The sequence below is a fragment of the Streptococcus pasteurianus genome (genome assembly GCF_004843545.1).
Classification (GTDB): Bacteria; Bacillota; Bacilli; order Lactobacillales; family Streptococcaceae; genus Streptococcus; species Streptococcus pasteurianus.
The window spans coordinates 1,390,629-1,415,542 of the sequence record NZ_CP039457.1 but is presented as its reverse complement, the minus strand read 5'-3'; the positions used below and the strand labels follow the sequence as shown (position 1 = coordinate 1,415,542).

The following is a 24,914-nucleotide window of genomic DNA, read 5'->3' as shown; positions in this document are numbered from 1 at the left end:
GATATGGATATTACTCTATCAGATTTCAATGAACTTGGATTTCTCTTACTAGATGAGTCTAAGGAGGGCGATGATGCCAAAATTCAGCCAGACAATTATAGCTTTAAAGATTTAGCTAATCACACACAAATTTTTTTGAAAGACGAGGATAAGACAATTTACACGAATCCATATTTTGTAAGCACTATTCGTTTGATATCAGTTCAGCAAACAAGTCCGACAGAGATTGTTGCTATCGTTAGCAATTTAGCTGACGCTGATAAGGATGAGTTATTTGAAAATGTTAAGGTAACTGATAAAGATGGTAATCTGATGACTATTTCTGACCTTGTATTGAATCCTGAAACTAATCAGTCAACGATTATTGGTGATTTTTCACAACTTTTAGCACCATACACGGTTAGTTATGCTGGTGATGACTATCAAGCTAAGACCAATTGGCAATATACAGATTCTCTTTATGCCTATGATGGTGAGTTAGGCGCGCGTGTGTCAGAAGAAGGAGTGCGTGTTGATTTGACTGTTTGGTCACCAAGTGCAGATAGTGTTTCGGTGGTTCTTTATGATAAAGATGACCAAACTAAGGTTGTTGGAAAGATTGCTATGGTTAAAGGTGATAAGGGCCAATGGTCAGCAGCTTTGACGCAAGAATCGGGTCTTGGTGTTTCTGATTATCGTGGTTATTATTATCATTATGAAATCACACGTGGAGATGAAACGGTTCTCGCACTTGACCCTTATGCCAAATCATTAGCGGAATGGAATAGTGATTTGATTGGAACTGACCCGTCATACAAGGTAGCAAAAGCTGCGATTGTGGATACTAGTACAATTGGCAATCAAGAATTGACCTACGCTGATATTAGCGGATACACGGATCGTGAAGATGCTATTATTTACGAAGCACACGTTCGTGATTTCACATCAGATATCGCTATTTCAGATGAACTTCAACATCAATTTGGGACTTTTGCAGCCTTTGTTGAAAAAATAGATTACCTTCAAGAGCTTGACGTGACGCATATTCAACTTTTGCCAGTGATGAGCTATTATTATGTCAATGAATTGGCGAATGCTGAGCGTTTGACGGACTATGCTTCTAGCAATACGAATTATAACTGGGGATATGACCCACAGAGCTACTTTGCTTTGACAGGAATGTATTCAGAAGACCCAACTAACCCAGCAAAACGCATTGAGGAATTCAAGAATTTGATTGCTGAAATCCATAAACGTGGGATGGGTGTTATTCTTGATGTGGTTTACAATCACACAGCTGACCTTGCTATTCTTGAAGCTTTGGAGCCAAATTATTATCATTTTATGGAAGCTGATGGAACAGTTAAAACAAGCTTTGGTGGCGGTCGCCCAGGAACAACGCATTATATGACAAGACGTTTGGTGCTTGATTCAATTGCTTATTGGGTTGATGAGTTCAAAGTTGACGGTTTCCGTTTTGATATGATGGGAGATTTGGATGCCGAAACGGTGCACATGGCATATGATACGGCTAAAGCACTGAATCCGAATATTATCATGCTTGGCGAGGGATGGATTTCTTATGCTGGAGATGCTAATGATAGCCGACAACCAGCAGACCAGACTTGGATGTCACAAACTGATAGCGTCGCTTCTTTCTCTGATGACATTCGTAACCTCCTCAAATCAGGTTATCCAAGTGAAGGAGCGGCAGCATTTATTACAGGTGGCGCAAAAGATTTGCAAACACTCTTTAATAATATTAAAGCTCAGCCAAGTAATTTCACCGCAGATGACCCAGGTGATGTGATTCAATACATTGCTGCTCATGACAATTTAACGCTTCATGATGTGATTGCAAAATCCATTCAAAAAGACCCAACTGTTGCTGAAAATGAAGCAGAAATCCAACGTCGTTTGCGTTTAGGAAACCTTATTGTCTTAACATCACAAGGAACTGCCTTTATTCATTCTGGGCAAGAGTACGGTCGTACGAAACAATTCCTTGACGAGGATTACAAGACACCAGTTTCAGCAGATAAAGTGCCAGCAAAATCTGATTTGTTGACTAATGCTGACGGCACACCGTTTGAATACCCATATTTCATCAGTGATTCTTATGATTCGACAGATGCGATTAATCATTTTGATTGGGCTAAAGCCACAGATAGCGAAGCTTACCCAGAAAATACGCAAAGCCAGACTTATACAAAAGGTTTGATTGCCATTCGCCGCTCAACAGATGCTTTTACGCTTAAAACCAAAGAAGAAGTTGACCGCAATGTGAGCTTGATAACCATTCCAAATGAAAATGGTGTTGGGCAAGAAGATTTGATTATTGCTTATCAAACAATTGCTAGCAATGGCGATATTTACGCTGTTTTTATCAATGCAGATACCGTGGCGCGTGATTTTGTATTGACAGATGATTACCGAAATCTCCTATCAGCTGAAATCATTGCAGATGGTAAGCAAGCAGGAGTAGAAGCGATAGAAAATCCAAGCGGTGTCACAATGACTGAAACAGGATTAACCCTCGAGCCACTAACAGCTACCATTTTACGTTTGAAAAAAGCTGGCGCTGAAACGGAACGCACGCTTTATGATGAAGCAAGTGGTGTTAGCGTTATTTTAGGAGCAGGTGAACGTGATGACATCAAGAAAATCAAGGTAAGTCACCAAGAAACAAATGATGTCAAAACACCAGAAGTTCTAAAAGGAACAGATTACGATTTGTTTGATATTCAGCCAACTGACGATTTTGGAAATGTCTTAGCCATTACAAAAACAGTGCGAGTTATTTTACCAATTGATGCTGGCAAGACTGTTGCTCAAGTCTTTTATCTCCCAGAAAATGGACAACCACAGTCACTAGTATTTGAAGAAATCAGCCGTACTGTGGCAGGGCAAACATTGAAATTTGTCATCTTTGATACGGAACATTTTAGTCAATACGGCATTATTTATGCTAAAGAAGCTGCTCAATCATCAGATATGGTAACACAAACCTCAGCTGAAACTGGCGTGACATCTGATGATCAAGCAAAAGCTTCTGTCGTGGAAACGACAACTACACCTATCACAGTAGATGCCAATCTTGAAACACTATCAACTACTGATACTGCTGAAACTTTACCAGCGACAGGTGAAAAAGATGGCACACTTCTTACCTTTGCAGGCGTTTTAAGCCTAGCAAGCATAGCTTTGCTCGAACTCAAACGCCACAAAAAATCAGAATAACTTACAGTAGGCACAAAAAGAGAGGTTAGGGATAAAATCCTAGCCTCTTAATCATCTAAAAATAATGTTTCTATCAGTAAGCGGTGTAGTGGAACGACTGGGTGTGTTTCTAAAAATGCTTTTAACTTTTCTTTTGCCACCCATTGGTACGAAATGGTTTCGCTATTTTGGAGAGTTATGGTATCTTTGGGAGAATTTACCAGAGCAAGGTAGCTATCCATGATACAATTGTCATCTTTGTAAACAGTCCTTTTTGAAAATGTTAATTCAACTGGTAGAAGCCCAGTTTCTTCCAGCAACTCACGTCGAACAGCTTGTTTAGAATCCTCACCATAAAGAGCAGAGCCACCTGCACTAGCTTCAAAAAATCCTGGAAAAGCCTCTTTTTCTAAATGTCTTTGCACAAACAAAATATCATTGTCAACATGTTGCACCAAACAATCTACTGCCAAGTGGTACAAATCATCAGGAATTGACTGACCACGCGTTAAGATACGACCTGTTTTTTGCCCATTTGCTAAATAAGCATCCCATTTTTCCATGTTTTTCTAACCTCTTTCGTTCAAAAAATTATATAATAGTATATATAGTAACATATGAAGGGGAGTTGGTACCATGCACATATTGATAGCACCCGATTCATTTAAGGAAAGTTTATCTGCCCTCGATGCGGCAAAAGCCATTCAAAGGGGATTAAAAAAAGCACTGCCAAATGCGACTTTTGACTTAATGCCGATTGGCGATGGTGGCGAAGGAACCTTGGAGACCTTAACTGATGGCTTGCACCTAAGGCGTGATAGCCATATTGTTACGGGAGCATTAGGTCAGCCTGTGGAAGCTCACTATGCGACCAATGGTCAATTAGCTGTTTTTGAAATGGCTGACATATGTGGCTTGGAAAAAGTTCCACTTGATAAGCGCAATCCGCTAACATTAACGACAAAAGGTGTCGGTGAAATGATTGGACATCTTGTTGACCTTGGTACCAAAGAAATCATGATTGGTGTTGGCGGCAGTTCCACTAATGATGGTGGTATTGGAATGGCAGCAGGATTAGGCTATCGTTTCTTTGACGAGTCTGGTCAAGAAGTTGCTGCAGTTGGTGATAATCTTGGAAACATCACAACGATTTCCTATGAAGATTACCATTGGGATTTATCACAAGTTGAGCTAACAATTATTACTGACGTTACCAATCCACTATGCGGTCCTAATGGCGCAACCTATGTTTTTGGTGGTCAAAAAGGACTTGCGAACGAAAAATTCGCAAGTGTTGATAAGGATATGGAGCAATTTTACCAAAGCTTCTTCCCAGTAATCCTCGATTTAGCGGGAGCAGGAGCAGGCGGCGGAATGGCAGCAGGGCTAGCTGCATTTACCGGTGGACGAATTATCTCTGGTATCGACGCAGTTCTTGATATGCTCAACTTTGACCGTCGAGTCCAAGTTGCGGATGTCGTCATTGTTGGTGAGGGACGCATGGATAAACAAAGTTTGTCTGGGAAAGCCCCTGTTGGCGTTGCTAGTCGTACGCCAAGAGGCAAATTAGTCATTGCCATTTGCGGTAGCTTAAAAGATGATTTGCCAGACTTTCCAGTTGCTAATATTCAAGCAGCTTTTCCGATTATATCAGACGTCGATTCTTTGGAAAATACGCTAGCGCAGGCTCCTCAAAATCTAGAACGCACCGCCCAAAATATTGGCAATCTACTAGCCTTTACCAAACGTTAATCTTTATTGAATAATTTTGACCAGAAGCCCTTTTTAGGGACTTCTTTTGGTTTGTCATGTGTTTGTGGAAAACGCACTGCTAACAGTGGATTGTCAACATTTTCAGCTTGATTCGAATGAACGATAATCCCATAAGGTGAATGCGCATTTTTTTCATCAACGATTGTTGCTTGAATTTCAAGATTTTGCGCTATTTTCATATAGTAACATTGGTCGGCGACCGCCAATTTTGGTGAAATTTTGACAAATAACATGTCATAATCACTCGCTAAATGTTTTAAAATGTCCTCGAAACGTGCTTTAGTATCTTCCAAACGACTGTCATCAAGCAGTATTGACAAGACCACGCGTTCAGCAAATGTTCCAAAATAGCGTCGTTGTTCATCAGGATTAAGTCGATTCTCCCCTGCAGCAGCATGTAAAACTTTACTTTCTAAATCACTCATACTATTTAACCTCGATTATTTCTTAACTTCATTATAAGTTAAATTTACTAAACTGTCATTTCTCAGCCGTAAGCGCATAAAGTATTTTGAAAAAAGGCATGAAAGTTAAATTGGTTTTTCAAAATTTCTCGTTTTTATTTGCCTAAGTGGCGATATTATGGTATTATTTTAGTGTAAAAATATTAAAAACTCATAAGGAGAGTAACATAATGTCAATTATTACTGATGTTTACGCTCGCGAAGTCCTTGACTCACGCGGTAACCCAACACTTGAAGTAGAAGTTTACACTGAATCAGGTGCATTCGGACGTGGTATGGTTCCTTCTGGAGCTTCTACTGGTGAACACGAAGCAGTTGAACTTCGTGACGGAGACAAATCTCGTTACAACGGTCTTGGTACTCAAAAAGCTGTTGACAACGTTAACAACATCATCGCTGAAGCAATCATCGGTTTCGATGTTCGTGACCAACAAGCTATTGACCGTGTAATGATCGCTCTTGATGGTACTCCAAACAAAGGTAAACTCGGTGCAAATGCTATCCTTGGTGTTTCTATTGCCGTAGCTCGTGCAGCAGCAGACTACCTTGAAGTTCCACTTTACAACTACCTTGGTGGTTTCAACACTAAAGTTCTTCCAACTCCAATGATGAACATCATCAATGGTGGTTCTCACTCAGACGCTCCAATCGCTTTCCAAGAATTCATGATCTTACCTGCTGGTGCACCTACATTCAAAGAAGCTCTTCGTTGGGGTGCTGAAATCTTCCACACTCTTAAGAAAATCCTTAAAGAACGTGGTCTTGAAACAGCTGTTGGTGACGAAGGTGGATTTGCTCCTAAATTTGACGGAACTGAAGATGCCGTAGAAACAATCATCAAAGCTATCGAAACTGCTGGTTACAAACCAGGTGAAGATGTATTCCTTGGATTTGACTGTGCTTCATCAGAATTCTACGATAACGGAATCTATGACTACACTAAATTCGAAGGTGAAGGCGCAGCTAAACGTACTGCTTCAGAACAAATCGATTACATTGAAGAATTGGTTAACAAATACCCAATCATCACAATCGAAGATGCAATGGACGAAAACGACTGGGACGGATGGAAAGAACTTACTAAACGTCTTGGTAAACGTGTTCAATTGGTCGGTGATGACTTCTTCGTAACTAACACTTCATACCTTGAACGTGGTATCAAAGAAGAAGCTGCTAACTCAATCCTTATCAAAGTTAACCAAATCGGTACTTTGACTGAAACATTCGAAGCTATCGAAATGGCTAAAGAAGCTGGTTACACTGCCGTTGTATCACACCGTTCAGGTGAAACTGAAGATTCAACAATCGCTGACATCGCAGTTGCAACTAACGCTGGTCAAATTAAAACTGGTTCACTTTCACGTACTGACCGTATCGCTAAATACAACCAATTGCTTCGTATCGAAGACCAACTTGGTGAAGTAGCTGAATACCGTGGATTGAAATCATTCTACAACTTGAAAAAATAATCGTTGATATATCAACGTTTTGAGAGCCTATCTATTTCAAATAGGCTCTTTTTTTGTGTTTAAGGGGCAAAAAAGGGGCAGTTAAGTCTTGTGCTAATTTTTAATATGGCTAGAAATGCTTAATAATCTCTATTTTAAAGTGCTTAATTTTTGATTAAAGTGACTTTGTTATGGTAATTAGGAAGCTTGGCTACAAAGAAAAAGGACTGCGATTGACCTGCACCCCAAAAGTTAGACAACAAATCTAACTTTTGGGGTGTTTTTCTATGAAATTAAGTTATGAAGATAAAATTGAAATCTATCGCTTACGACAATCTGGTTGGACATGGCCTAAAATCAGTCAAACATTTAATATTAGTAAGTATAACCTTCAATACATGGTCCGCCTCATTGATATACACGGATTGGAAAGTGTTTGTAAAAGGAAAAATAGGTATTATTCTCCTGAACTAAAGCAGGAAATCATAAACGAAGTTCTGATGAAAGGTAGGTCTCAGCTAGAGGTTTCTCTAGATTATGGATTACCAAATAAGGGAATGCTTCCTAATTGGATAGCGCAATACAAGAAAAACGGGTATACTATTCTTGAGAAATCAAGAGGGAGACCTGTAAAGATGGGACGCAAACCAAAGAAAAAACTTGAAGAAATGACTGAATTAGAGCGTCTTCAATATGAAAATGAGTACCTTAGAGCGGAGAATGCCGTACTAAAAAAGTTGAGAGAACTCCGATTGAGGGACGAAGCAAGGCTCAAAGAGCAACAGAAATCATTCAAGGACTAATCAATGTATTTGATTTAAGAATCCTACTTAATATTTTGAAGCTGTCTCGATCAACCTACTATTATCAGGTTAAACGTCTAACCCAGGTAGATAAAAACAAAGAATTAAAAGAAGCTATTCAAGATATTTATTCTGAGAACAAAGGGAGATATGGTTACCGTAGAATTCACCTCGAACTTAAAAATCGAGGCTATAAAGTTAACCATAAGAAAGTTCAACGTCTGATGACAGAACTTGGTTTGAAAGCTAGAATCCGTGCGAAACGTCGCTATAACTCTTATAAAGGTGAGGTGGGCAAGAAAGCTGATAATCTCATTAAGCGTCAATTTAAAGCTGCCCAACCACTTAAGAAGTGTTATACCGATGTAACAGAGTTTTCAATCCCTGCTAGTAATCAAAAATTGTATCTATCACCAGTTCTTGATGGCTTTAACAGTGAGATTATTGCATATAATTTATCTACCTCGCCAAACTTACAACAACTTAAAACGATGCTTTCCGAGGCTTTTCCTGAACAAACTTATCAGGGCACTATTTTACATAGTGACCAAGGATGGCAATATCAACACACTTACTACCATCATTTTCTTGAGGAGCATGGAATGAGACCGTCCATGTCGCGTAAAGGAAATAGCTTAGACAACGGCATGATGGAATCTTTCTTTGGAACATTGAAGACAGAAATGTTTTATGGGTTTGAGAAGGAATTTACTTCCCTCGAAACATTGAAAACAGCTATTTCAGAATATATCAACTACTACAACACTAAACGAATCAAACTTACATTAAAAGGACTAAGTCCTGTGCAATACAGAACTCAATCCTTAACTTAAATATTTAGTCTAACATTTGGGGGTCACTTCAATAAACTGCAATCCTTTTAAGGTTATTTTTCAAATTCAGCTTTACTTTTAGTATCGGCATACTCTTCGGTGACTTCTTTTGAAAGAATGTCATCGTAACTTGGTAGTGTAATACTAGAACCGTATTTATTTTTTAGAGCTGTTGTCACTAGGCGGTAAGCAAGGTTGGCATTACGTGAGAGGATAGGTCCGTGGAAGTAGCTGCCATAGACATTTTTATAATGAACACCTTCAGTGCCGTCCTCTTTGTTGTTACCATTTCCGTAAACGCAGATACCAAGTGGTTTTTCGTCATCAGACAAGAATGTTCGACCTTGGTGATTTTCAAAACCATAGTAAGTTTCGTTAAATTCATCGTTATGGATTTTTATATCTCCGATGAAACGATTATTTTCTTGGTTGAGGGTGTAATGTCCCATAACACCAATACCATTGATTTTTTCACCATTGGCTTGAACATAGTATTGACCAAGGAGTTGGAAACCACCACAGATAGCTAGAATGACTTTGTCTTTGTTGATGAAATCAGCAATGGCTTCTTTCTTACGTGGAAGGTCTTTGGCGACAATAGTTTGTTCATAGTCTTGACCACCACCAAAGAAAACCATATCGTAGTAGTCAGCATCAAAGGTATCTCCTAATGAAACAATGTCAAAGGTCATTTTAGCTCCAAGCTTTTCACCGACATATTTCATCATGAGGATATTACCATTGTCACCGTAGGTATTCATCAGATTGCCGTAAAGGTGGGCAACGTTTAACTCATAGTTGTAATCTTTTGTGTTAGGAGATTGTAGCGAAGTGTAAGTCATTTTAATTCATCTCCTTTCCAACGGCATGGCGACTAGCTAGAATTTCTCGGAATTGTAACATGGCGGTATAAGTTGCAAGGATATAGGCGTGCTCAGTTGTTTGTGATTCAATTAATGCCATAATATCCTCGAGACTTTCGGCTTCGGTGATGTTGTTTTCATCGTAGCCTGTCACACGCAAACGACGAGCAATTTCAGAATGACGAACACCGCCTGCAAATGCTTGAGGAATATCCATATCTAAAACAGCCTCGAAGTTAGCATCCCAAATCCAACTGGTATCAATTCCGTCAGCGTAATTGGCATTGAGTAGGACAGAAAGTGTAAATGGATAAGGGGCTAATTTAATCATATCAAGTGCTTGACTAGCGCCAACTGGGTTTTTAATGAGAACCAAAGTACAAGATTTATCACCGATTTTAAAGGTTTCTTGGCGTCCAAAGACGGCGCGACTCTTATCAAAACCAGCTTTAATTTTTTCAGGAGCAACTCCGAAAAATTCAGCAACAGACACCGCAGCAAGAGCGTTATAAATGTTATAGAGACCACCGACGTTGATTTTGTAATCTTGACCGTCAATGACAAATTCAGAAGTTGTATTGGTGATTTTCGTCAATTCTGTCAAGGCATAATCGAGTTTTGGACGGTGGAAACCACAATTGTCACAGACATAATCACCAAGGTTTGCATAGGTGTTCAATTTGTATTTTAGAATTTGCTGACATTGTGGACACAAAATTCCTTCGGTATTATAGTGTGCGAGTTCTGGAGTGTGTTTTTCAGTGTCAAAGCCATAATATTTAACAGGATTTACCACGTTTGTAGAATTGAAAAGTGGGCTGTCTCCGTTGGCTAAGATTGTTGCTGTTGGAGCTTTGGCAGCACCGTCTAAAATCATTTGGTAAGTGGTGTAAATTTCACCGTAACGGTCCATTTGGTCACGGAAAATATTGGTGAATACAAAGAGACTTGGTGTGATGTATTCTGTGATTTTTGGCAGACTAGCTTCGTCGATTTCAAGCACGGCAATTTTTTTACCAGATTTGGCTTTTTTGGCTGTCAAGAAAGTTGAAGTAATCCCAGTAATCATATTGGCACCGCTTGGATTTGTGACGATTTCACCAAAAGCTTCACGTAAAATCCCAACTGTAAGAGCAGTGGTCAAAGTTTTACCGTTTGTTCCTGTTACCACAACGATTTCATAATCTTTAGCGATAGTGTCTAAAATATCTTTGTCGAATTTGAGGGCGATTTTTCCAGGCAAGGTTGAGCCACGTCCCATTTTTGAAAGGACAAAGTGAGCTGACTTCCCAGCCGTGATTCCCATAAGTGTGTTTACTTTCATAGAAATATTGTACCACAAAAAGATATATTCTAATAAAGAAAATCTGTTTTAAACGTGGTATAATAGAAAGGTAGTTTTAATTAGTTAGAGAAAAGAGATGCATGTATGAGTAATTTTACGGCTATTGATGCTAAATTTTGGGCAACTTTAGTTGAAAACCCATGGACAATTGTCGTTCACATTTTGGATATTTTAATTGTTGCGTATTTTATTTATCGTTTAATCAAAGCCCTTGCGGGTACGAAAATCATGTCCTTGATTCAAGGGGTCGTGTTCTTCATTTTACTAAAGTTTGTAGCTGAATGGATTGGCTTTACGACGATTACTTACTTGATGAATCAAGTCATCACTTATGGTGTTATTGCGGGTGTGGTTATCTTTGCTCCTGAAATTCGTTCTGGTCTTGAGAAATTTGGCCGTTCAACACAAGTTTTCCTACAAACACAGCAAGTGAGTGACGAGGAAAAGTTGGTTGAAGCACTGGTGAAATCGGTGGCTTACATGAGTCCGCGTAAGATTGGGGCTTTAATCTCAATTGAACGCACGCAAACTTTGCAGGAATATATTTCAACAGGGATTCCTTTGGACGCGGATATTTCAAGTCAGTTATTGATTAATATTTTCATTCCAAATACGCCTTTGCATGACGGTGCTGTCATTATCAGAGGCAATAAAATTGCGACGGCTTGTTCTTATCTTCCTTTGTCAGAATCAATGGCGATTTCAAAAGAATTTGGGACACGTCACCGCGCAGCGATTGGTCTGTCAGAGAATTCTGATGCCTTAACGATTGTTGTTTCAGAAGAAACAGGTGGTATTTCAATTACGTCAAAAGGTGAATTCTTACACGATTTGACCAAAGAAAACTTTGAAGCTATTCTTCGAACACAATTAATCACAGAAGTAGAGGAAGAAGAACACTGGTATCATAAGATTTGGAGGAAGAAACAATGAAGAAATTTTTCAATAGTCAATTTTGGTTGGTTATTGTATCTATTGTCTTTTCCATTCTCTTATTTTTAACAGCCACATCAAGTAATTACACACGGACAGGCTCGCAAGTATCGGGGGCAACAGAAACTTATACCCATACTTTGGAGAATGTTCCCATTGATATTAAATATGATACTGATAAGTATTTTATTAGTGGTTATTCTTATGAAACAGAGGTTTATCTGACATCGATTAATCGTGTCAAACTGGATTCTGAGATTAATAATGATACAAGAAGTTTTAAGGTAGTAGCTGATTTGACAAACTTGGGTGAGGGGACACAGACGGTTCCTTTGCAAGTGACGGATTTGCCATCAGGAGTTACGGCGACAACCTCACCAAGTAGTATTTCAGTAACAATCGGTAAAAAGAAAACAAAGACATTTGAAGTTCAAGGTGAAGTAGATTCCAGTCAATTGGCTACTGGCTATGAGTTGAAAAAAGTTTCAACAAATATTTCTGAAGTTGAAGTCACGAGTTCGGAATCAATTATTGACCAAATTGACCATGTGGTTGCTAAATTGCCAGAAACAGAAGTGTTGGACAGTAATTACAGTGGACGCGTAGCCTTGCAGGCTGTGGCAGCAGACGGCACAATCTTAGCTAGTGCTATTAACCCTTCGAAAGCCAAATTAGAAGTGACCGTGAAAAAATTGACAAAAACAGTTCCAGTAACTGTGAAAACAACAGGAGAGATGAGTGATAAAATCTCTGACATTTCATACAAATTAAGCCAAAGCCAAGTAACGATTTCTGGTAGTCAGGATGCTTTGGATGCGGTGGATGAAGTTGTTGCTAATGTTGATATTGCTAATGTTACAAAAGACACAAGTGTCAGCGTGAATTTATCAGCAAATAATGTGACTGTTGACCCTTCTGTTGTGACTGTTCAGTTGACAGTAACGAAAAAATAATAGATAATAGCAAAGACTATATATTAATGAATTAATGATAATTTAAGATGAAAATGTGGTTTTTATAATGCAACTATTATTTTAGATTATCTTAGGAAATGAATTTAGTAATGGAGGAAGCGATTTTTCGCTAGTAGAATAATGGGAAAATATTTTGGTACAGATGGTGTTCGTGGAGAAGCAAATGTCGAATTGACACCTGAATTGGCGTTTAAATTGGGACGTTTTGGTGGCTATGTTCTTAGTCAGCATGAAACAGGACGTCCAAAAGTATTTGTGGCACGTGACACACGTATTTCAGGAGAATTGTTAGAATCTGCCTTGGTTGCTGGGCTTCTTTCTGTTGGGATTGAAGTTTACAAACTTGGTGTTTTAGCAACTCCAGGGGTATCTTACCTAGTTCGTACAGAAAAAGCGAGCGCCGGTGTCATGATTTCAGCTAGTCACAATCCTGCATTGGATAATGGGATTAAATTCTTCGGTGGCGATGGTTTTAAATTGGCTGATGACCAAGAAGACGAAATCGAAGCATTACTTGACGCTCCAGAAGATACGCTTCCACGTCCTTCAGCTGAAGGTTTAGGAACATTAGTTGACTATCCAGAAGGACTTCGTAAATACGAAAAATTTCTTGTTTCAACAGGTGTTAGCTTGGAAGGGATGAAAGTTGCCCTTGATACCGCTAACGGAGCTGCTTCTGTATCAGCGCGTGATGTTTTCTTGGATTTGGATGCTGATATTACTGTTATCGGTGAAAAGCCAGACGGTCTTAACATCAATGATGGCGTTGGGTCAACTCATCCAGAACAATTGCAAGAATTGGTTAAAGAATCTGGCGCAGCAGTTGGTTTGGCATTCGACGGTGATAGCGACCGTTTGATTGCTGTTGATGAAAATGGCGACATTGTTGACGGTGATAAAGTCATGTACATTATCGGCAAATATTTATCAGAACGTGGACAATTAGCTCACAACACTATCGTTACAACGGTTATGTCAAACCTTGGTTTCCACAAGGCGCTTGACCGTGAAGGGATTAACAAAGCGATTACAGCAGTTGGTGACCGTTACGTTGTTGAAGAAATGCGTAAATCTGGTTACAACCTTGGTGGTGAACAATCAGGTCATGTTATCATCATGGACTATAACACAACAGGTGATGGTCAGTTAACGGCTATTCAATTGGCAAAAGTGATGAAAGAAACTGGCAAATCACTTTCTGAATTAGCTTCCGAAGTTACTATTTACCCACAAAAATTAGTGAATATTCGTGTTGAAAATAGCATGAAGAGCAAAGCCATGGAAGTACCAGCTATCGCTGATATTATCAGCAAAATGGAAGCTGAAATGAATGGCAATGGTCGTATTTTAGTGCGTCCAAGTGGTACTGAACCGCTTCTTCGTGTCATGGCAGAAGCACCAACGGATGAAGAAGTAAGCTATTACGTGGATACCATTGCTGACGTTGTTCGTAAAGAAATCGGTATTGACTAAAATCATTTTCATAAAAAGAGGAGTATGGGAAATGCGTTTTGCCTGCTCCTTTTCTTTCGTAATAAAGTCATTGGTTATCCTTCGTAAAAATGTTATAATAGCGTCATGTTAACAAAACCAACATCAGCTTATGTTCATATACCATTTTGTACGCAGATTTGTTATTATTGTGATTTTTCAAAAGTATTTATCAAAAATCAGCCTGTTGACGATTATTTGCAGGCTCTTATTCGTGAATTTGAGAGTTATGATATTGAACAATTGCGGACCTTATATATCGGAGGTGGAACGCCAACCTCAATTACCGCGCAGCAATTGGATTATTTGCTGACGGATTTGACAAAGCATTTAGATTTGAGCGTATTAGAAGAATTTACCATTGAAGCAAATCCTGGGGATTTGACGGATGACAAGATTGAAGTGTTGAAAAAATCTGCTGTTAATCGTGTGTCGCTTGGTGTTCAGACTTTTAATGATAAGCAATTAAAGAGAATTGGGCGTAGCCACAATGAATCGCAAATTTATTCGACGATTGACCATTTGAAAACAGCAGGCTTTGACAATATTTCGATTGATTTAATTTATGCGCTTCCTGGTCAGACAATGGAAGATGTTAAGGAAAATGTTGCTAAGGCGATAGCGCTGGATATTCCTCATTTGAGTTTGTATAGTTTGATTTTAGAACATCACACGGTTTTCATGAATAAAATGCGTCGTGGAAAATTGAATTTGCCCCAAGAAGACCTTGAGGCGGAAATGTTTGAGTACATTATTGCTGAATTGGAAGCTAATGGCTTTGAGCATTATGAAATTTCTAATTTTACCAAGCCAGGTTTTGAAAGTCGTCATAATTTGATGTACTGGGATAATGCAGAATATTATGGTGTCGGTGCTGGGGCGTCTGGGTATTTAAACGGTGTTCGTTATCGTAACCGTGGGCCGATTCAACATTATTTAAAGGCTGTTTCTGAAGGAAATGCTAGGTTGTCAGAGGAGGTCTTGACTAAGGACGAAATGATGGAAGAAGAACTTTTCTTGGGCTTGCGTAAGAAATCTGGCGTTTCCATTGCAAAATTTGAAGAAAAGTTTGGCGTGTCTTTTGAAGAACGTTATGGTCAGATCGTGACAGAACTTTGTCAGCATGGGCTTTTGGTGCCAGATGATGAGGTGGTTCGAATGACTAAAAAAGGTCTCTTTTTAGGAGACACGGTAGCAGAGAGATTTATATTGGAGTAATGACATGGGATTAAGTTATCAAGAAAATTATCAAGTACCTTTTTACGAAAGTGACATTAATCACAACATGAAATTGCCGCAACTTTTATCGTTAGTGTTGCAAGTTTCAGGGAAACAGTCACTTAGTCTGGGGATGAGTGATGATTATATTTATCAAACGTACAATCTTGTTTGGATTATCACAGAGTATGCGATTGAAATCGAGCGTTTGCCAAAATATACTGAAAATATCGTGATTGAAACGGTACCTACGGCTTATAATAAGCTCTTTTGTTACCGTGATTTCAATGTTTATGGTGAATCTGGTGATAAAATCATGACGATTCATTCGACTTTTGTCCTCATGGATTATGATAGCAGAAAGGTTCACCCTGTTATTGATGAAATTGTTGACGTTTATGACGTTGAAAAGATTAAAAAAATCGATCGTGGTCCTCGTTACGAAAGCTTGGAAATTCCAGAAGAAACAACCTATCACGTTCGCTTTTTTGACCTTGATTTGAATGGTCATGTTAACAATAGCAAATACCTTGAATGGATGTATGATGTGTTGGACGTGGCGTTTTTAGAGGAACACATTCCGCACTGCATTAATCTCAAATACGTGAAAGAAGTCCATTATGGGCATGATATTAAATCACGTGTTGAAACAGATGGTTTGATAACAAAACATGAAATTGTTACCCAAGGTGTTGTTCATGCACAAGCTCGCATCGAGTGGAAGGAAAAATAATGACTGTTGATGATAAGAAATGGGTTGATTGGCTTGTTCGCTTGCAATCCTTAGCACAAGCAGGGCTAGCTTATGGTCGCGATAAGTATGATATTGAACGTTTTGAGGAAATTCGAGAGATTTCAGTTGCAATGATGGCTGAATTATCGCAGTTACCAGCTCAGAAAGTAGCTGATTTGTTTGCTAACGAAACGGGCTATCAAACACCAAAAATTGATACACGCGCAGCTATTTTTCAAGATGACAAGATTTTACTAGTGCAAGAAGCTAATGGAAAGTGGGCGCTGCCAGGTGGTTGGTGTGATGTTGACCAATCTGTGGCGGAAAACACGCTTAAAGAGGTGAAAGAAGAAGCTGGACTTGATGTGCAATTGGAGCGCGTGATTGCTATTCAAGACCGTGAAAAACACAATCAACCAGTTTCTGCTCACAAGATTTGTAAGATTTTTTCATTATGCCATGCCAAAGGTGGGCAGTTTACAAAAAATTTAGAAACGATAGCAAGTGGGTATTTTGCGTGTGACAACCTGCCTGATCTTGCTGAATCTAAGACAACGAAAGAGCAGATTGCGATGTGCTTTACTGCTTATCACGATGAGAATTGGAAAACACTAATTGACTAAGGATAGTCAGAGAATTTTTAGCTAGAAAGTCTTTTTGGTGTTGTAAAAATGGAGGAAAGAATGACTTATAAAGGCTATTTGATTGATTTAGATGGAACAATTTACAAAGGGAAAAATCGTATTCCTGCTGGGGAACGTTTTATTCAACGTCTGCAAGAACGCAATATTCCTTATGTTTTGGTGACGAATAATACGACACGCACACCAGAAAAAGTTCAAGAAATGCTTGCGACACAATTCAATGTGCATACACCGCTTGAAACGATTTATACAGCAACAATGGCGACGATTGATTACATGAATGACATGAATCGTGGAAAAACAGTTTATGTGATTGGTGAAACGGGTTTGAAAACAGCTATTGCTGAGGCTGGCTATGTTGAAGATACTGAAAATCCAGCATATGTGGTTGTCGGACTAGATACGCAACTAACTTATGAAATGCTTGCCATTGCAACGCTTGCCATTCAAAAAGGAGCAGTCTTTATTGGAACGAATCCTGATTTGAATATCCCAACGGAGCGTGGGTTAATGCCAGGGGCTGGTTCGATTAATAAACTCTTGGAGACTGCAACACGTGTGCAGCCAGTCTTTATTGGCAAACCAAATGCGATTATCATGAATAAAGCTTTGGATGTTCTGGGAGTTAAACGTGAAGAAGCTATCATGGTTGGTGATAATTATTTAACAGATATTATGGCAGGAATTCAAAATGATATTGCTACTTTGCTTGTGACGACTGGTTTCACCAAACCAGAAGAAGTGCCTACCCTTCCAGTGAAACCTGACCATGTCCTTGCTAGCTTAGATGAATGGAATTTTGATGAAAAATAAACTTTGGACGTTTAGTACTTGGCTCTGGCTCCTTGCTCTAGCTGTCTTGGTAGCTATTTATGGTGCTTGGCTGATTTACCCTTTGGAAGTTGATTGGCTCAAACTAACCCTTCAGGTCACGATTACCAAAGACGACCTCTTGAAAAACTTTAATATTCTGATGACCTATCTGACCAATCCACTTTCGAACACCCTTTCTATGCCAGATTTCCCGTCATCAACAGACGGGCTCAAGCATTTTCGTGACGTTAAGCATTTATTTCACTTAGCGCAAGCTGTTTTTGTGGTGCTGCTGTATCCGTCTTGGCGTTTTTGGAAAATTAGCAGAGCTGAAAAATCACTTTTTCTACATCGAAGAGCGTTTACTTTGGCAGCTATTTTGCCTGTGCTAATTGCAGTAGCAGGATTGCTGATTGGCTTTGACCAATTTTTTACGCTATTTCATGAAGTGCTTTTCCCTGGTGATTCAACATGGCTGTTCAACCCAGCCACAGACCCAATTATCTGGGTTTTACCAGAGGAATTTTTCTTGCATTGTTTTATCATTTTCTTTGTCACTTACGAAGTTAGTATGATTGGCTTGCTTGTCATTGCTCGCCGTCAATTGGCTAAACGTCTGCACGACCAACAGAAACATCCGAAAACCATTAAGGTAGAAAGGAACGATTAAGATGTCCCTTGCATGGTATTATTGGCTATTATTTGCAGTTTCGTGGCTGTTTGCCATTCTTCTTTGGATTAAATCAACGACTATCCCTCAAAAATGGTTGGAAGCCCTCTTTGTGATTTGTGGCTTAATTGCCTTTGCCCTCCCATTTTTCTGGGGTTGGTTGGTGAGCTAAATGAAATATAAAAACAGAAAAACAAGCGCCTTGAAAACGCTTGTTTTTTCATATTTTAAAGAGTAAAATAAAATTACTTAGTTTTGTTGAAATTATCTGTAAGGGCACAAAAAAACGCACCCGAATCGGGTGCCAAAATGTGTACGGACAAAGCCTTATTTTAACTTGCTGTGTTGTTTCGAATAGTTCCAACAAACATATTATATAATAATTACTTATTATTTACAAGTGATATTATATAGAAATTGTTAAAGCTATAAAACGCACAACTCTAAAACTAAAAACATAACCACTCTATATTCTAACAAATTTTAGTTAGTAATTATATTAATTTTTGCAATATCAAAATTAAAAATATATGCTATAATTTAAATATAAAAATATTATGTTTTTAAGGAGTTGCTTTTTTGGGGAAGTTTAAATTTGATAAAGAAAAATTGGTGATTTTAACGGAGTTATTGAAACTACTGAAAAGTTTTATTGATTTAATTAAAGCGTTGATTTTATAGTATTTTTCGTAAATTTAAACTTTATTATAAGAGGAGGAAAATTATGACTAAGAAAAATTACTCAATCGGGCTCGATATTGGTACGAACAGTGTAGGCTGGGCTGTGATTACTGATGATTACAAAGTTCCAGCTAAAAAGATGAAAGTTTTAGGAAATACTGATAAAAAGTACATAAAGAAAAATTTACTAGGTGCATTGTTATTTGACAGTGGCGAAACAGCTGAAGCGACTCGTTTGAAACGTACAGCTCGACGTCGTTATACGCGTCGTAAAAATCGTTTGCGTTACCTACAAGAAATTTTTGCGGAAGAAATGACTAAAGTTGATGAAAGTTTCTTTCAACGTTTGGATGAATCTTTCTTGAGATGGGATGATGATAATAAAAAATTGGGGCGTTATCCAATTTTTGGGAACAAAGCAGATGTGGTTAAGTATCATCAAGAGTTTCCTACAATCTATCATTTGCGAAAACATCTTGCAGATTCATCTGAAAAAGCAGATTTACGCTTGGTTTATCTTGCTTTAGCTCATATGATTAAATTCCGTGGACATTTCTTAATTGAGGGTGAATTGAACGCTGAAAATACAGATGTTCAAAAAATATTTGCTGATTTCGTAGGAGTGTATGATAGAACATTTGATGATAGTCACTTATCAGAAATTACGGTTGACGCTGCAAGTATTTTGACAGAAAAAATTAGCAAATCACGTCGTTTAGAGAATCTTATTAAATACTACCCAACAGAAAAGAAAAATACTTTATTTGGAAATCTTATTGCTTTGGCTTTAGGATTACAGCCTAATTTTAAAATGAATTTCAAATTATCTGAAGATGCTAAGTTGCAATTTTCTAAAGATTCCTATGAAGAAGATTTAGGAGAGTTACTTGGGAAAATTGGAGACGATTATGCAGATTTATTTACTTCAGCTAAAAATCTTTATGATGCAATCTTACTTTCAGGTATCTTAATTGTCGATGATAATTCAACTAAAGCTCCTTTATCAGCTTCGATGATTAAACGTTATGTTGAACACCAGGAAGATTTAGAAAAACTAAAAGAATTCATTAAGGCAAATAAATCTGAGTTGTATCACGATATTTTTAAAGATAAAAACAAAAATGGTTATGCGGGCTATATTGAAAATGGTGTTAAACAAGATGAATTCTATAAATATTTAAAAAATACTCTCTCTAAAATTGCTGGAAGTGATTATTTCCTAGATAAAATTGAACGTGAAGATTTCTTAAGAAAACAAAGAACATTTGATAATGGTTCGATTCCGCACCAAATTCATTTACAAGAAATGCATGCAATTTTGCGCCGTCAAGGTGATTATTACCCATTTCTAAAAGAGAACCAAGATAGAATTGAAAAAATCTTGACTTTTAGAATCCCTTACTATGTCGGTCCGTTAGCACGAAAAGATAGCCGATTTTCATGGGCAGAATATCATTCAGATGAGAAGATTACACCGTGGAATTTCGATAAGGTAATTGATAAAGAAAAGTCAGCTGAAAAATTTATTACACGCATGACTTTAAATGATTTGTATTTACCAGAGGAGAAAGTTCTACCAAAACACAGTCATGTATATGAAACATATGCGGTTTATAATGAATTAACCAAAATTAAGTATGTCAATGAGCAAGGAAAAGATTCTTTCTTTGATTCAAATATGAAACAAGAAATCTTTGACCATGTTTTTAAAGAAAATCGCAAAGTTACCAAGGAAAAACTTTTAAATTACCTTAATAAAGAATTTCCTGAATATCGTATTAAAGATTTAATTGGACTTGATAAAGAAAATAAATCTTTCAATGCTAGTCTTGGAACTTACCATGATTTGAAAAAGATTTTGGATAAAGCTTTCTTGGATGATAAAGTAAATGAAGAAGTCATTGAAGATATTATTAAAACGTTAACTTTGTTTGAAGATAAAGATATGATTCATGAACGTCTTCAAAAATATAGTGATATTTTTACAGCTGATCAATTGAAAAAACTTGAACGACGTCATTATACTGGTTGGGGACGTTTGTCATATAAATTAATTAACGGTATTCGTAATAAAGAAAATAATAAGACCATTCTTGATTATCTGATTGATGATGGTTCTGCTAATCGTAACTTTATGCAGTTAATTAACGATGATACATTACCATTTAAACAAATCATCCAAAAATCGCAAGTTGTTGGTGATGTCGATGATATTGAAGCTGTTGTTCATGATTTACCTGGAAGTCCTGCTATTAAAAAAGGTATTCTACAAAGTGTCAAAATCGTTGATGAGCTAGTTAAAGTGATGGGAGATAATCCTGATAATATTGTTATTGAAATGGCGCGTGAAAATCAAACAACTAATAGAGGAAGAAGCCAATCCCAACAACGTTTGAAAAAACTTCAGAACTCATTAAAAGAGTTAGGAAGTAATATTCTTAATGAGGAAAAACCATCATATATTGAAGATAAGGTTGAAAATAGTCATCTTCAAAATGATCAACTCTTCCTTTACTACATTCAAAATGGTAAAGATATGTACACTGGTGATGAGTTGGATATTGACCATCTAAGCGATTATGATATTGACCACATTATTCCTCAAGCCTTTATTAAGGATGACTCTATTGATAATCGAGTACTAACAAGTTCTGCTAAAAATCGAGGTAAATCAGATGATGTACCAAGTCTTGATATTGTTCGTGCTAGAAAGGCAGAATGGGTTCGATTGTATAAATCAGGACTAATCTCTAAACGTAAATTTGATAATTTAACGAAAGCCGAACGTGGTGGATTGACTGAAGCAGATAAGGCTGGCTTTATTAAACGTCAATTGGTTGAAACACGTCAAATCACAAAACATGTGGCACAAATTTTAGATGCTCGTTTCAATACAGAAAGTGATGAAAATGACAAGGTGATTCGTGATGTGAAAGTCATTACTTTAAAATCAAATCTGGTTTCACAATTCCGAAAAGATTTTGAATTTTACAAAGTTCGCGAGATCAATGATTATCATCATGCTCATGATGCTTATCTTAATGCAGTTGTTGGAACAGCATTATTGAAAAAATATCCTAAATTAGCTTCTGAATTTGTTTATGGTGAGTACAAGAAATATGATATTCGTAAATTTATCACTAATTCAAGCGATAAAGCAACAGCGAAATATTTCTTCTATTCAAATTTGATGAACTTCTTTAAACGTGTTATAAGATATTCAAATGGTAAAGTAATAGTTCGGCCAGTTGTTGAGTATAGTAAGGATACTGAAGACATCGCTTGGGATAAGAAGAGCAATTTCAGGACGATATGTAAAGTTCTTTCCTACCCACAAGTCAATATTGTTAAAAAGGTTGAGACTCAGACGGGAGGATTCTCAAAAGAATCAATTTTACCTAAAGGTGACTCTGATAAATTAATTCCACGAAAGACAAAAAAAGCTTATTGGGATACTAAAAAATATGGTGGTTTTGATAGTCCAACAGTAGCTTATTCTGTTTTTGTTGTAGCTGACGTCGAAAAAGGTAAAGCTAAGAAATTGAAAACTGTAAAAGAGCTAGTTGGTATTTCTATCATGGAACGTTCTTTCTTTGAAGAAAATCCAGTTGAATTCTTAGAAAATAAAGGATATCACAATATTCGAGAAGATAAATTAATAAAACTTCCAAAATACAGTCTTTTTGAATTTGAAGGTGGAAAAAGACGTTTATTAGCTAGCGCTTCCGAACTTCAAAAAGGAAATGAAATGGTGATTCCAGGATACTTAGTAAAATTGCTTTATCATGCTCAGCGAATCAATAGTTTTAATAGCACTAAATATTTAGATTATGTTAGTGCGCATAAGAAAGAATTTGAAAAAGTTTTATCTTGTGTGGAAGATTTTGCTAACTTATATGTTGATGTTGAAAAAAATTTAAGTAAAATTAGAGCAGTTGCAGATAGTATGGATAACTTCTCAATTGAGGAAATTTCAAATTCATTTATTAATTTATTAACATTGACTGCATTAGGTGCGCCAGCTGATTTCAATTTCCTTGGTGAAAAAATTCCACGTAAACGCTATACTTCGACTAAAGAATGTCTTAATGCCACCCTTATCCACCAATCTATCACTGGTCTTTATGAAACACGTATTGATTTGAGTAAAATAGGAGAAGAGTAATGGGATGGCGTACGGTTATTGTTAATGAGCATTCTAAATTGTCGTATAAGAATAATCATTTGATTTTTAAAGATGCTTATCATACTGAAATGATTCATCTGGAAGAGATTGATATTCTGTTGCTTGAAACGACGAATATTGTGTTGACGACGATGTTGATTGAACGCTTAGTCGAGAGAAATATTTTAATTATTTTTTGTGATGAAAAACGTTTGCCAACTGCAATGCTGACGCCTTACTATGGACGCCACGATTCTAGTTTACAGCTGACAAATCAAATTGCTTGGGACGATGATGTCAAATGTGATGTTTGGACAACAATTATTGCCCAGAAAATATTAAATCAAAGCATATATCTTGGTGAGTGTTCTTTCTTTGAAAAATCTCAATCTATTATGGAGTTATATCGCGGCTTAGAGTCTTTTGATCCCAGTAATCGTGAGGGACATTCTGCAAGAATTTATTTTAATACCTTGTTTGGAAATGATTTCTCGCGTGAACAGGATAATGACATTAATGCTGGATTAGACTATGGATATACTTTGTTGTTGAGCATGTTTGCGCGTGAATTAGTTGTTTGTGGTTGTATGACGCAATTTGGCTTAAAACATGCTAACCAATTCAACCAGTTTAATCTGGCTAGTGATATCATGGAGCCATTTCGTCCAATTGTTGATAGAATTGTGTATGAAAATCGTAACGCTTCTTTTGTTAAAATTAAACGCGAATTGTTTACGATGTTTGATGAAACCTATTCTTATAACCATAAAGAAATGTTCCTAAACAATATCGTTAGTGATTATACAAAGAAAGTGGTTAAAGCTCTAAATCATGGTGGGAAAGGGGTTCCTGAATTTAGGATATGAGTTATCGATATATGCGAATGATTTTAATGTTTGATATGCCAATCGAAACAGCAGAAGAACGAAAAGCCTATCGTAAATTTCGAAAGTTTTTATTGAGTGAAGGCTTTATCATGCACCAATTTTCGGTTTATAGCAAATTGTTATTAAATAATTCTGCCAATAAAGCCATGATTGATAGGTTGCAAGCCAATAATCCTAAAAAAGGAAGCATCACACTTTTGACAGTGACTGAAAAACAGTTTGCTCGTATGATTTATTTGAATGGTGAGAGAAATACCAGCGTCGCCAATTCTGATAGACGTCTTGTATTTCTTGGAGAGGATTATAGCGATGAAGATTAATTTTCCCATACTTGACGAACCAATTGAAATTCTTGATGCAACTATTTTAACGGTTGAAGATGTTACTGTATTTTCAAATCTTGTTAGGGAATTCTATTCTTACTCTGAAGAATGCGACTTGAAGTTGTTTGATGAGAAATTACGGTCTTTAAAAGTCTCAGAATTACTTTTGGTGACAGATATTTTCGGATTTGATATTAATTCACAGTCAATGCTAAAACTCATTCATGCTGATTTGGAGAGTCAATTAAATGACAAACCAGAAGTGAAATCAATGATTGAGCAGTTGGCAAACACCATTACAGAGTTGCTCTCGTATGAGTGTTTGGAAAATGAGTTGGACTTGGAATATGATAAAATTACCATTTTAGAACTTATTAAAGCTCTTGGTGTGAAATTTGAAACACAGAGTGATACTATTTTCGAAAAATGCTTTGAAATTCTTCAAGTTTATAATTATCTTAGTAAGAAGAAATTGTTAATTTTTGTTAATAGTGGGGCTTATTTAACCAAAAATGAAATGGAAAAACTAATAGAGTATATCAAGCTTTCAAATCAAAAAGTACTTTTTCTAGAGCCGCGAATACTTTATGATTTTCCGCAATATGTGTTGGATAGTGATTATTTTTTGATAGCAGAAAATATAAATTAAATGTGA

20 protein-coding genes and 1 pseudogene are annotated in these 24,914 nt (G+C 37.1%); 17 read left to right on the top strand and 4 right to left on the bottom strand.

Annotated elements, in window-relative coordinates; genetic code table 11:
- Positions 1 to 3: 3 nt before the first annotated feature.
- Positions 4 to 3,219: pseudogene (locus E8M05_RS07370) on the top strand (pullulanase); the annotation flags it as partial.
- Between the two features lie 47 nt (positions 3,220 to 3,266).
- On the opposite strand, the gene E8M05_RS07365 reads toward E8M05_RS07370, so the two are convergent.
- Positions 3,267 to 3,761, bottom strand: coding sequence for an NUDIX hydrolase (locus E8M05_RS07365; RefSeq protein WP_003065590.1), 495 nt, complete (start codon positions 3,759 to 3,761; stop codon positions 3,267 to 3,269).
- A gap of 73 nt (positions 3,762 to 3,834) precedes the next feature.
- On the opposite strand from E8M05_RS07365, the gene E8M05_RS07360 reads away from it, so the two are divergent.
- The gene (locus E8M05_RS07360; protein ID WP_003065586.1) at positions 3,835 to 4,950 is read left to right on the top strand and encodes a glycerate kinase; all 1,116 of its coding nucleotides are present in this window, start codon (positions 3,835 to 3,837) and stop codon (positions 4,948 to 4,950) included.
- On the opposite strand, the gene E8M05_RS07355 is transcribed toward E8M05_RS07360, so the two are convergent.
- On the bottom strand, positions 4,947 to 5,396 hold the full coding sequence (locus E8M05_RS07355; RefSeq protein ID WP_003065583.1) for a YueI family protein: 450 nt from the start codon (positions 5,394 to 5,396) through the stop codon (positions 4,947 to 4,949). The genes E8M05_RS07360 and E8M05_RS07355 overlap by 4 nt on opposite strands.
- A 209-nt stretch (positions 5,397 to 5,605) precedes the next feature.
- On the opposite strand from E8M05_RS07355, the gene eno reads away from it, so the two are divergent.
- Together eno and E8M05_RS07345 are read left to right on the top strand one after the other, a co-directional pair.
- Positions 5,606 to 6,904, top strand: a complete 1,299-nt coding sequence (gene eno / locus E8M05_RS07350; RefSeq protein ID WP_136596456.1) for a surface-displayed alpha-enolase — start codon at positions 5,606 to 5,608, stop codon at positions 6,902 to 6,904.
- Positions 6,905 to 7,170: 266 nt separating this feature from the next.
- A protein-coding gene (locus E8M05_RS07345; RefSeq protein ID WP_111718201.1) for an IS3 family transposase occupies positions 7,171 to 8,519 on the top strand; the annotation gives its coding sequence in 2 pieces (ribosomal slippage) (positions 7,171 to 7,612 and positions 7,612 to 8,519; 1,350 coding nt in all).
- Positions 8,520 to 8,572: 53 nt separating this feature from the next.
- Here the strand turns inward: E8M05_RS07345 and gatD are convergent.
- Positions 8,573 to 9,361 carry a lipid II isoglutaminyl synthase subunit GatD gene (gatD, locus tag E8M05_RS07340; RefSeq protein ID WP_003065575.1) on the bottom strand — a complete coding sequence of 263 codons (789 nt, stop codon included), beginning with the start codon at positions 9,359 to 9,361 and terminating at the stop codon, positions 8,573 to 8,575.
- Between the two features lies 1 nt (position 9,362).
- Complete coding sequence (gene murT / locus E8M05_RS07335) at positions 9,363 to 10,706, bottom strand: lipid II isoglutaminyl synthase subunit MurT (RefSeq protein WP_003065573.1); 1,344 nt, start codon at positions 10,704 to 10,706, stop codon at positions 9,363 to 9,365.
- A gap of 105 nt (positions 10,707 to 10,811) precedes the next feature.
- Here murT and cdaA point away from each other — a divergent pair, with 105 nt between their 5' ends.
- The 13 genes from cdaA (at position 10,812) to csn2 (ending at position 24,908) form a co-directional block, all read left to right on the top strand.
- On the top strand, positions 10,812 to 11,660 hold the full coding sequence (cdaA, locus tag E8M05_RS07330; protein WP_003065571.1) for a diadenylate cyclase CdaA: 849 nt from the start codon (positions 10,812 to 10,814) through the stop codon (positions 11,658 to 11,660).
- Positions 11,657 to 12,613: a CdaR family protein gene (locus E8M05_RS07325; protein ID WP_003065568.1), complete on the top strand. Its 957-nt coding sequence runs from the start codon at positions 11,657 to 11,659 to the stop codon at positions 12,611 to 12,613. The genes cdaA and E8M05_RS07325 overlap by 4 nt, the downstream gene beginning before the upstream one ends.
- 141 nt (positions 12,614 to 12,754) lie before the next feature.
- Complete coding sequence (glmM, locus tag E8M05_RS07320; RefSeq protein ID WP_003065567.1) at positions 12,755 to 14,107, top strand: phosphoglucosamine mutase; 1,353 nt, start codon at positions 12,755 to 12,757, stop codon at positions 14,105 to 14,107.
- Between the two features lie 105 nt (positions 14,108 to 14,212).
- Positions 14,213 to 15,343 (top strand): radical SAM family heme chaperone HemW, encoded by a 1,131-nt coding sequence (hemW, locus tag E8M05_RS07315; protein ID WP_003065565.1) that lies wholly within the window; start codon positions 14,213 to 14,215, stop codon positions 15,341 to 15,343.
- A 4-nt stretch (positions 15,344 to 15,347) separates the two neighbouring features.
- Positions 15,348 to 16,076 (top strand): acyl-ACP thioesterase domain-containing protein, encoded by a 729-nt coding sequence (locus E8M05_RS07310; protein WP_003065563.1) that lies wholly within the window; start codon positions 15,348 to 15,350, stop codon positions 16,074 to 16,076.
- The gene (locus E8M05_RS07305) at positions 16,076 to 16,699 is read left to right on the top strand and encodes an NUDIX hydrolase N-terminal domain-containing protein (RefSeq protein WP_013852053.1); all 624 of its coding nucleotides are present in this window, start codon (positions 16,076 to 16,078) and stop codon (positions 16,697 to 16,699) included. The genes E8M05_RS07310 and E8M05_RS07305 overlap by 1 nt, the downstream gene beginning before the upstream one ends.
- A gap of 60 nt (positions 16,700 to 16,759) precedes the next feature.
- Positions 16,760 to 17,533, top strand: a complete 774-nt coding sequence (locus tag E8M05_RS07300; protein WP_013852052.1) for a TIGR01457 family HAD-type hydrolase — start codon at positions 16,760 to 16,762, stop codon at positions 17,531 to 17,533.
- Positions 17,523 to 18,203 (top strand): TIGR01906 family membrane protein, encoded by a 681-nt coding sequence (locus E8M05_RS07295; RefSeq protein WP_043881189.1) that lies wholly within the window; start codon positions 17,523 to 17,525, stop codon positions 18,201 to 18,203. The genes E8M05_RS07300 and E8M05_RS07295 overlap by 11 nt, the downstream gene beginning before the upstream one ends.
- Before the next feature lies 1 nt (position 18,204).
- Positions 18,205 to 18,375, top strand: a complete 171-nt coding sequence (locus E8M05_RS07290) for a hypothetical protein (protein ID WP_003065554.1) — start codon at positions 18,205 to 18,207, stop codon at positions 18,373 to 18,375.
- A gap of 552 nt (positions 18,376 to 18,927) precedes the next feature.
- The gene (gene cas9 / locus E8M05_RS07285; protein ID WP_136596455.1) at positions 18,928 to 23,049 is read left to right on the top strand and encodes a type II CRISPR RNA-guided endonuclease Cas9; all 4,122 of its coding nucleotides are present in this window, start codon (positions 18,928 to 18,930) and stop codon (positions 23,047 to 23,049) included.
- Positions 23,049 to 23,915: a type II CRISPR-associated endonuclease Cas1 gene (gene cas1 / locus E8M05_RS07280; protein WP_003065550.1), complete on the top strand. Its 867-nt coding sequence runs from the start codon at positions 23,049 to 23,051 to the stop codon at positions 23,913 to 23,915. The genes cas9 and cas1 overlap by 1 nt, the downstream gene beginning before the upstream one ends.
- Positions 23,912 to 24,256, top strand: a complete 345-nt coding sequence (gene cas2, locus E8M05_RS07275; RefSeq protein ID WP_003065548.1) for a CRISPR-associated endonuclease Cas2 — start codon at positions 23,912 to 23,914, stop codon at positions 24,254 to 24,256. Before cas1 ends, cas2 begins: the two co-directional genes overlap by 4 nt.
- Positions 24,246 to 24,908 (top strand): type II-A CRISPR-associated protein Csn2, encoded by a 663-nt coding sequence (csn2, locus tag E8M05_RS07270; RefSeq protein ID WP_003065546.1) that lies wholly within the window; start codon positions 24,246 to 24,248, stop codon positions 24,906 to 24,908. Before cas2 ends, csn2 begins: the two co-directional genes overlap by 11 nt.
- The last annotated feature ends 6 nt before the right edge of the window (positions 24,909 to 24,914 follow it).

Bases quoted from the DNA above. Each gene is read 5' to 3' on its own strand.
- E8M05_RS07365 (WP_003065590.1), bottom strand. From the start codon at position 3,761: ATGGAAAAATGGGATGCTTATTTAGCAAATGGGCAAAAAACAGGTCGT.
- E8M05_RS07360 (WP_003065586.1), top strand. From the start codon at position 3,835: ATGCACATATTGATAGCACCCGATTCATTTAAGGAAAGTTTATCTGCC.
- E8M05_RS07355 (WP_003065583.1), bottom strand. From the start codon at position 5,396: ATGAGTGATTTAGAAAGTAAAGTTTTACATGCTGCTGCAGGGGAGAAT.
- eno (WP_136596456.1), top strand. From the start codon at position 5,606: ATGTCAATTATTACTGATGTTTACGCTCGCGAAGTCCTTGACTCACGC.
- gatD (WP_003065575.1), bottom strand. From the start codon at position 9,361: ATGACTTACACTTCGCTACAATCTCCTAACACAAAAGATTACAACTAT.
- murT (WP_003065573.1), bottom strand. From the start codon at position 10,706: ATGAAAGTAAACACACTTATGGGAATCACGGCTGGGAAGTCAGCTCAC.
- cdaA (WP_003065571.1), top strand. From the start codon at position 10,812: ATGAGTAATTTTACGGCTATTGATGCTAAATTTTGGGCAACTTTAGTT.
- E8M05_RS07325 (WP_003065568.1), top strand. From the start codon at position 11,657: ATGAAGAAATTTTTCAATAGTCAATTTTGGTTGGTTATTGTATCTATT.
- glmM (WP_003065567.1), top strand. From the start codon at position 12,755: ATGGGAAAATATTTTGGTACAGATGGTGTTCGTGGAGAAGCAAATGTC.
- hemW (WP_003065565.1), top strand. From the start codon at position 14,213: ATGTTAACAAAACCAACATCAGCTTATGTTCATATACCATTTTGTACG.
- E8M05_RS07310 (WP_003065563.1), top strand. From the start codon at position 15,348: ATGGGATTAAGTTATCAAGAAAATTATCAAGTACCTTTTTACGAAAGT.
- E8M05_RS07305 (WP_013852053.1), top strand. From the start codon at position 16,076: ATGACTGTTGATGATAAGAAATGGGTTGATTGGCTTGTTCGCTTGCAA.
- E8M05_RS07300 (WP_013852052.1), top strand. From the start codon at position 16,760: ATGACTTATAAAGGCTATTTGATTGATTTAGATGGAACAATTTACAAA.
- E8M05_RS07295 (WP_043881189.1), top strand. From the start codon at position 17,523: ATGAAAAATAAACTTTGGACGTTTAGTACTTGGCTCTGGCTCCTTGCT.
- E8M05_RS07290 (WP_003065554.1), top strand. From the start codon at position 18,205: ATGTCCCTTGCATGGTATTATTGGCTATTATTTGCAGTTTCGTGGCTG.
- cas9 (WP_136596455.1), top strand. From the start codon at position 18,928: ATGACTAAGAAAAATTACTCAATCGGGCTCGATATTGGTACGAACAGT.
- cas1 (WP_003065550.1), top strand. From the start codon at position 23,049: ATGGGATGGCGTACGGTTATTGTTAATGAGCATTCTAAATTGTCGTAT.
- cas2 (WP_003065548.1), top strand. From the start codon at position 23,912: ATGAGTTATCGATATATGCGAATGATTTTAATGTTTGATATGCCAATC.
- csn2 (WP_003065546.1), top strand. From the start codon at position 24,246: ATGAAGATTAATTTTCCCATACTTGACGAACCAATTGAAATTCTTGAT.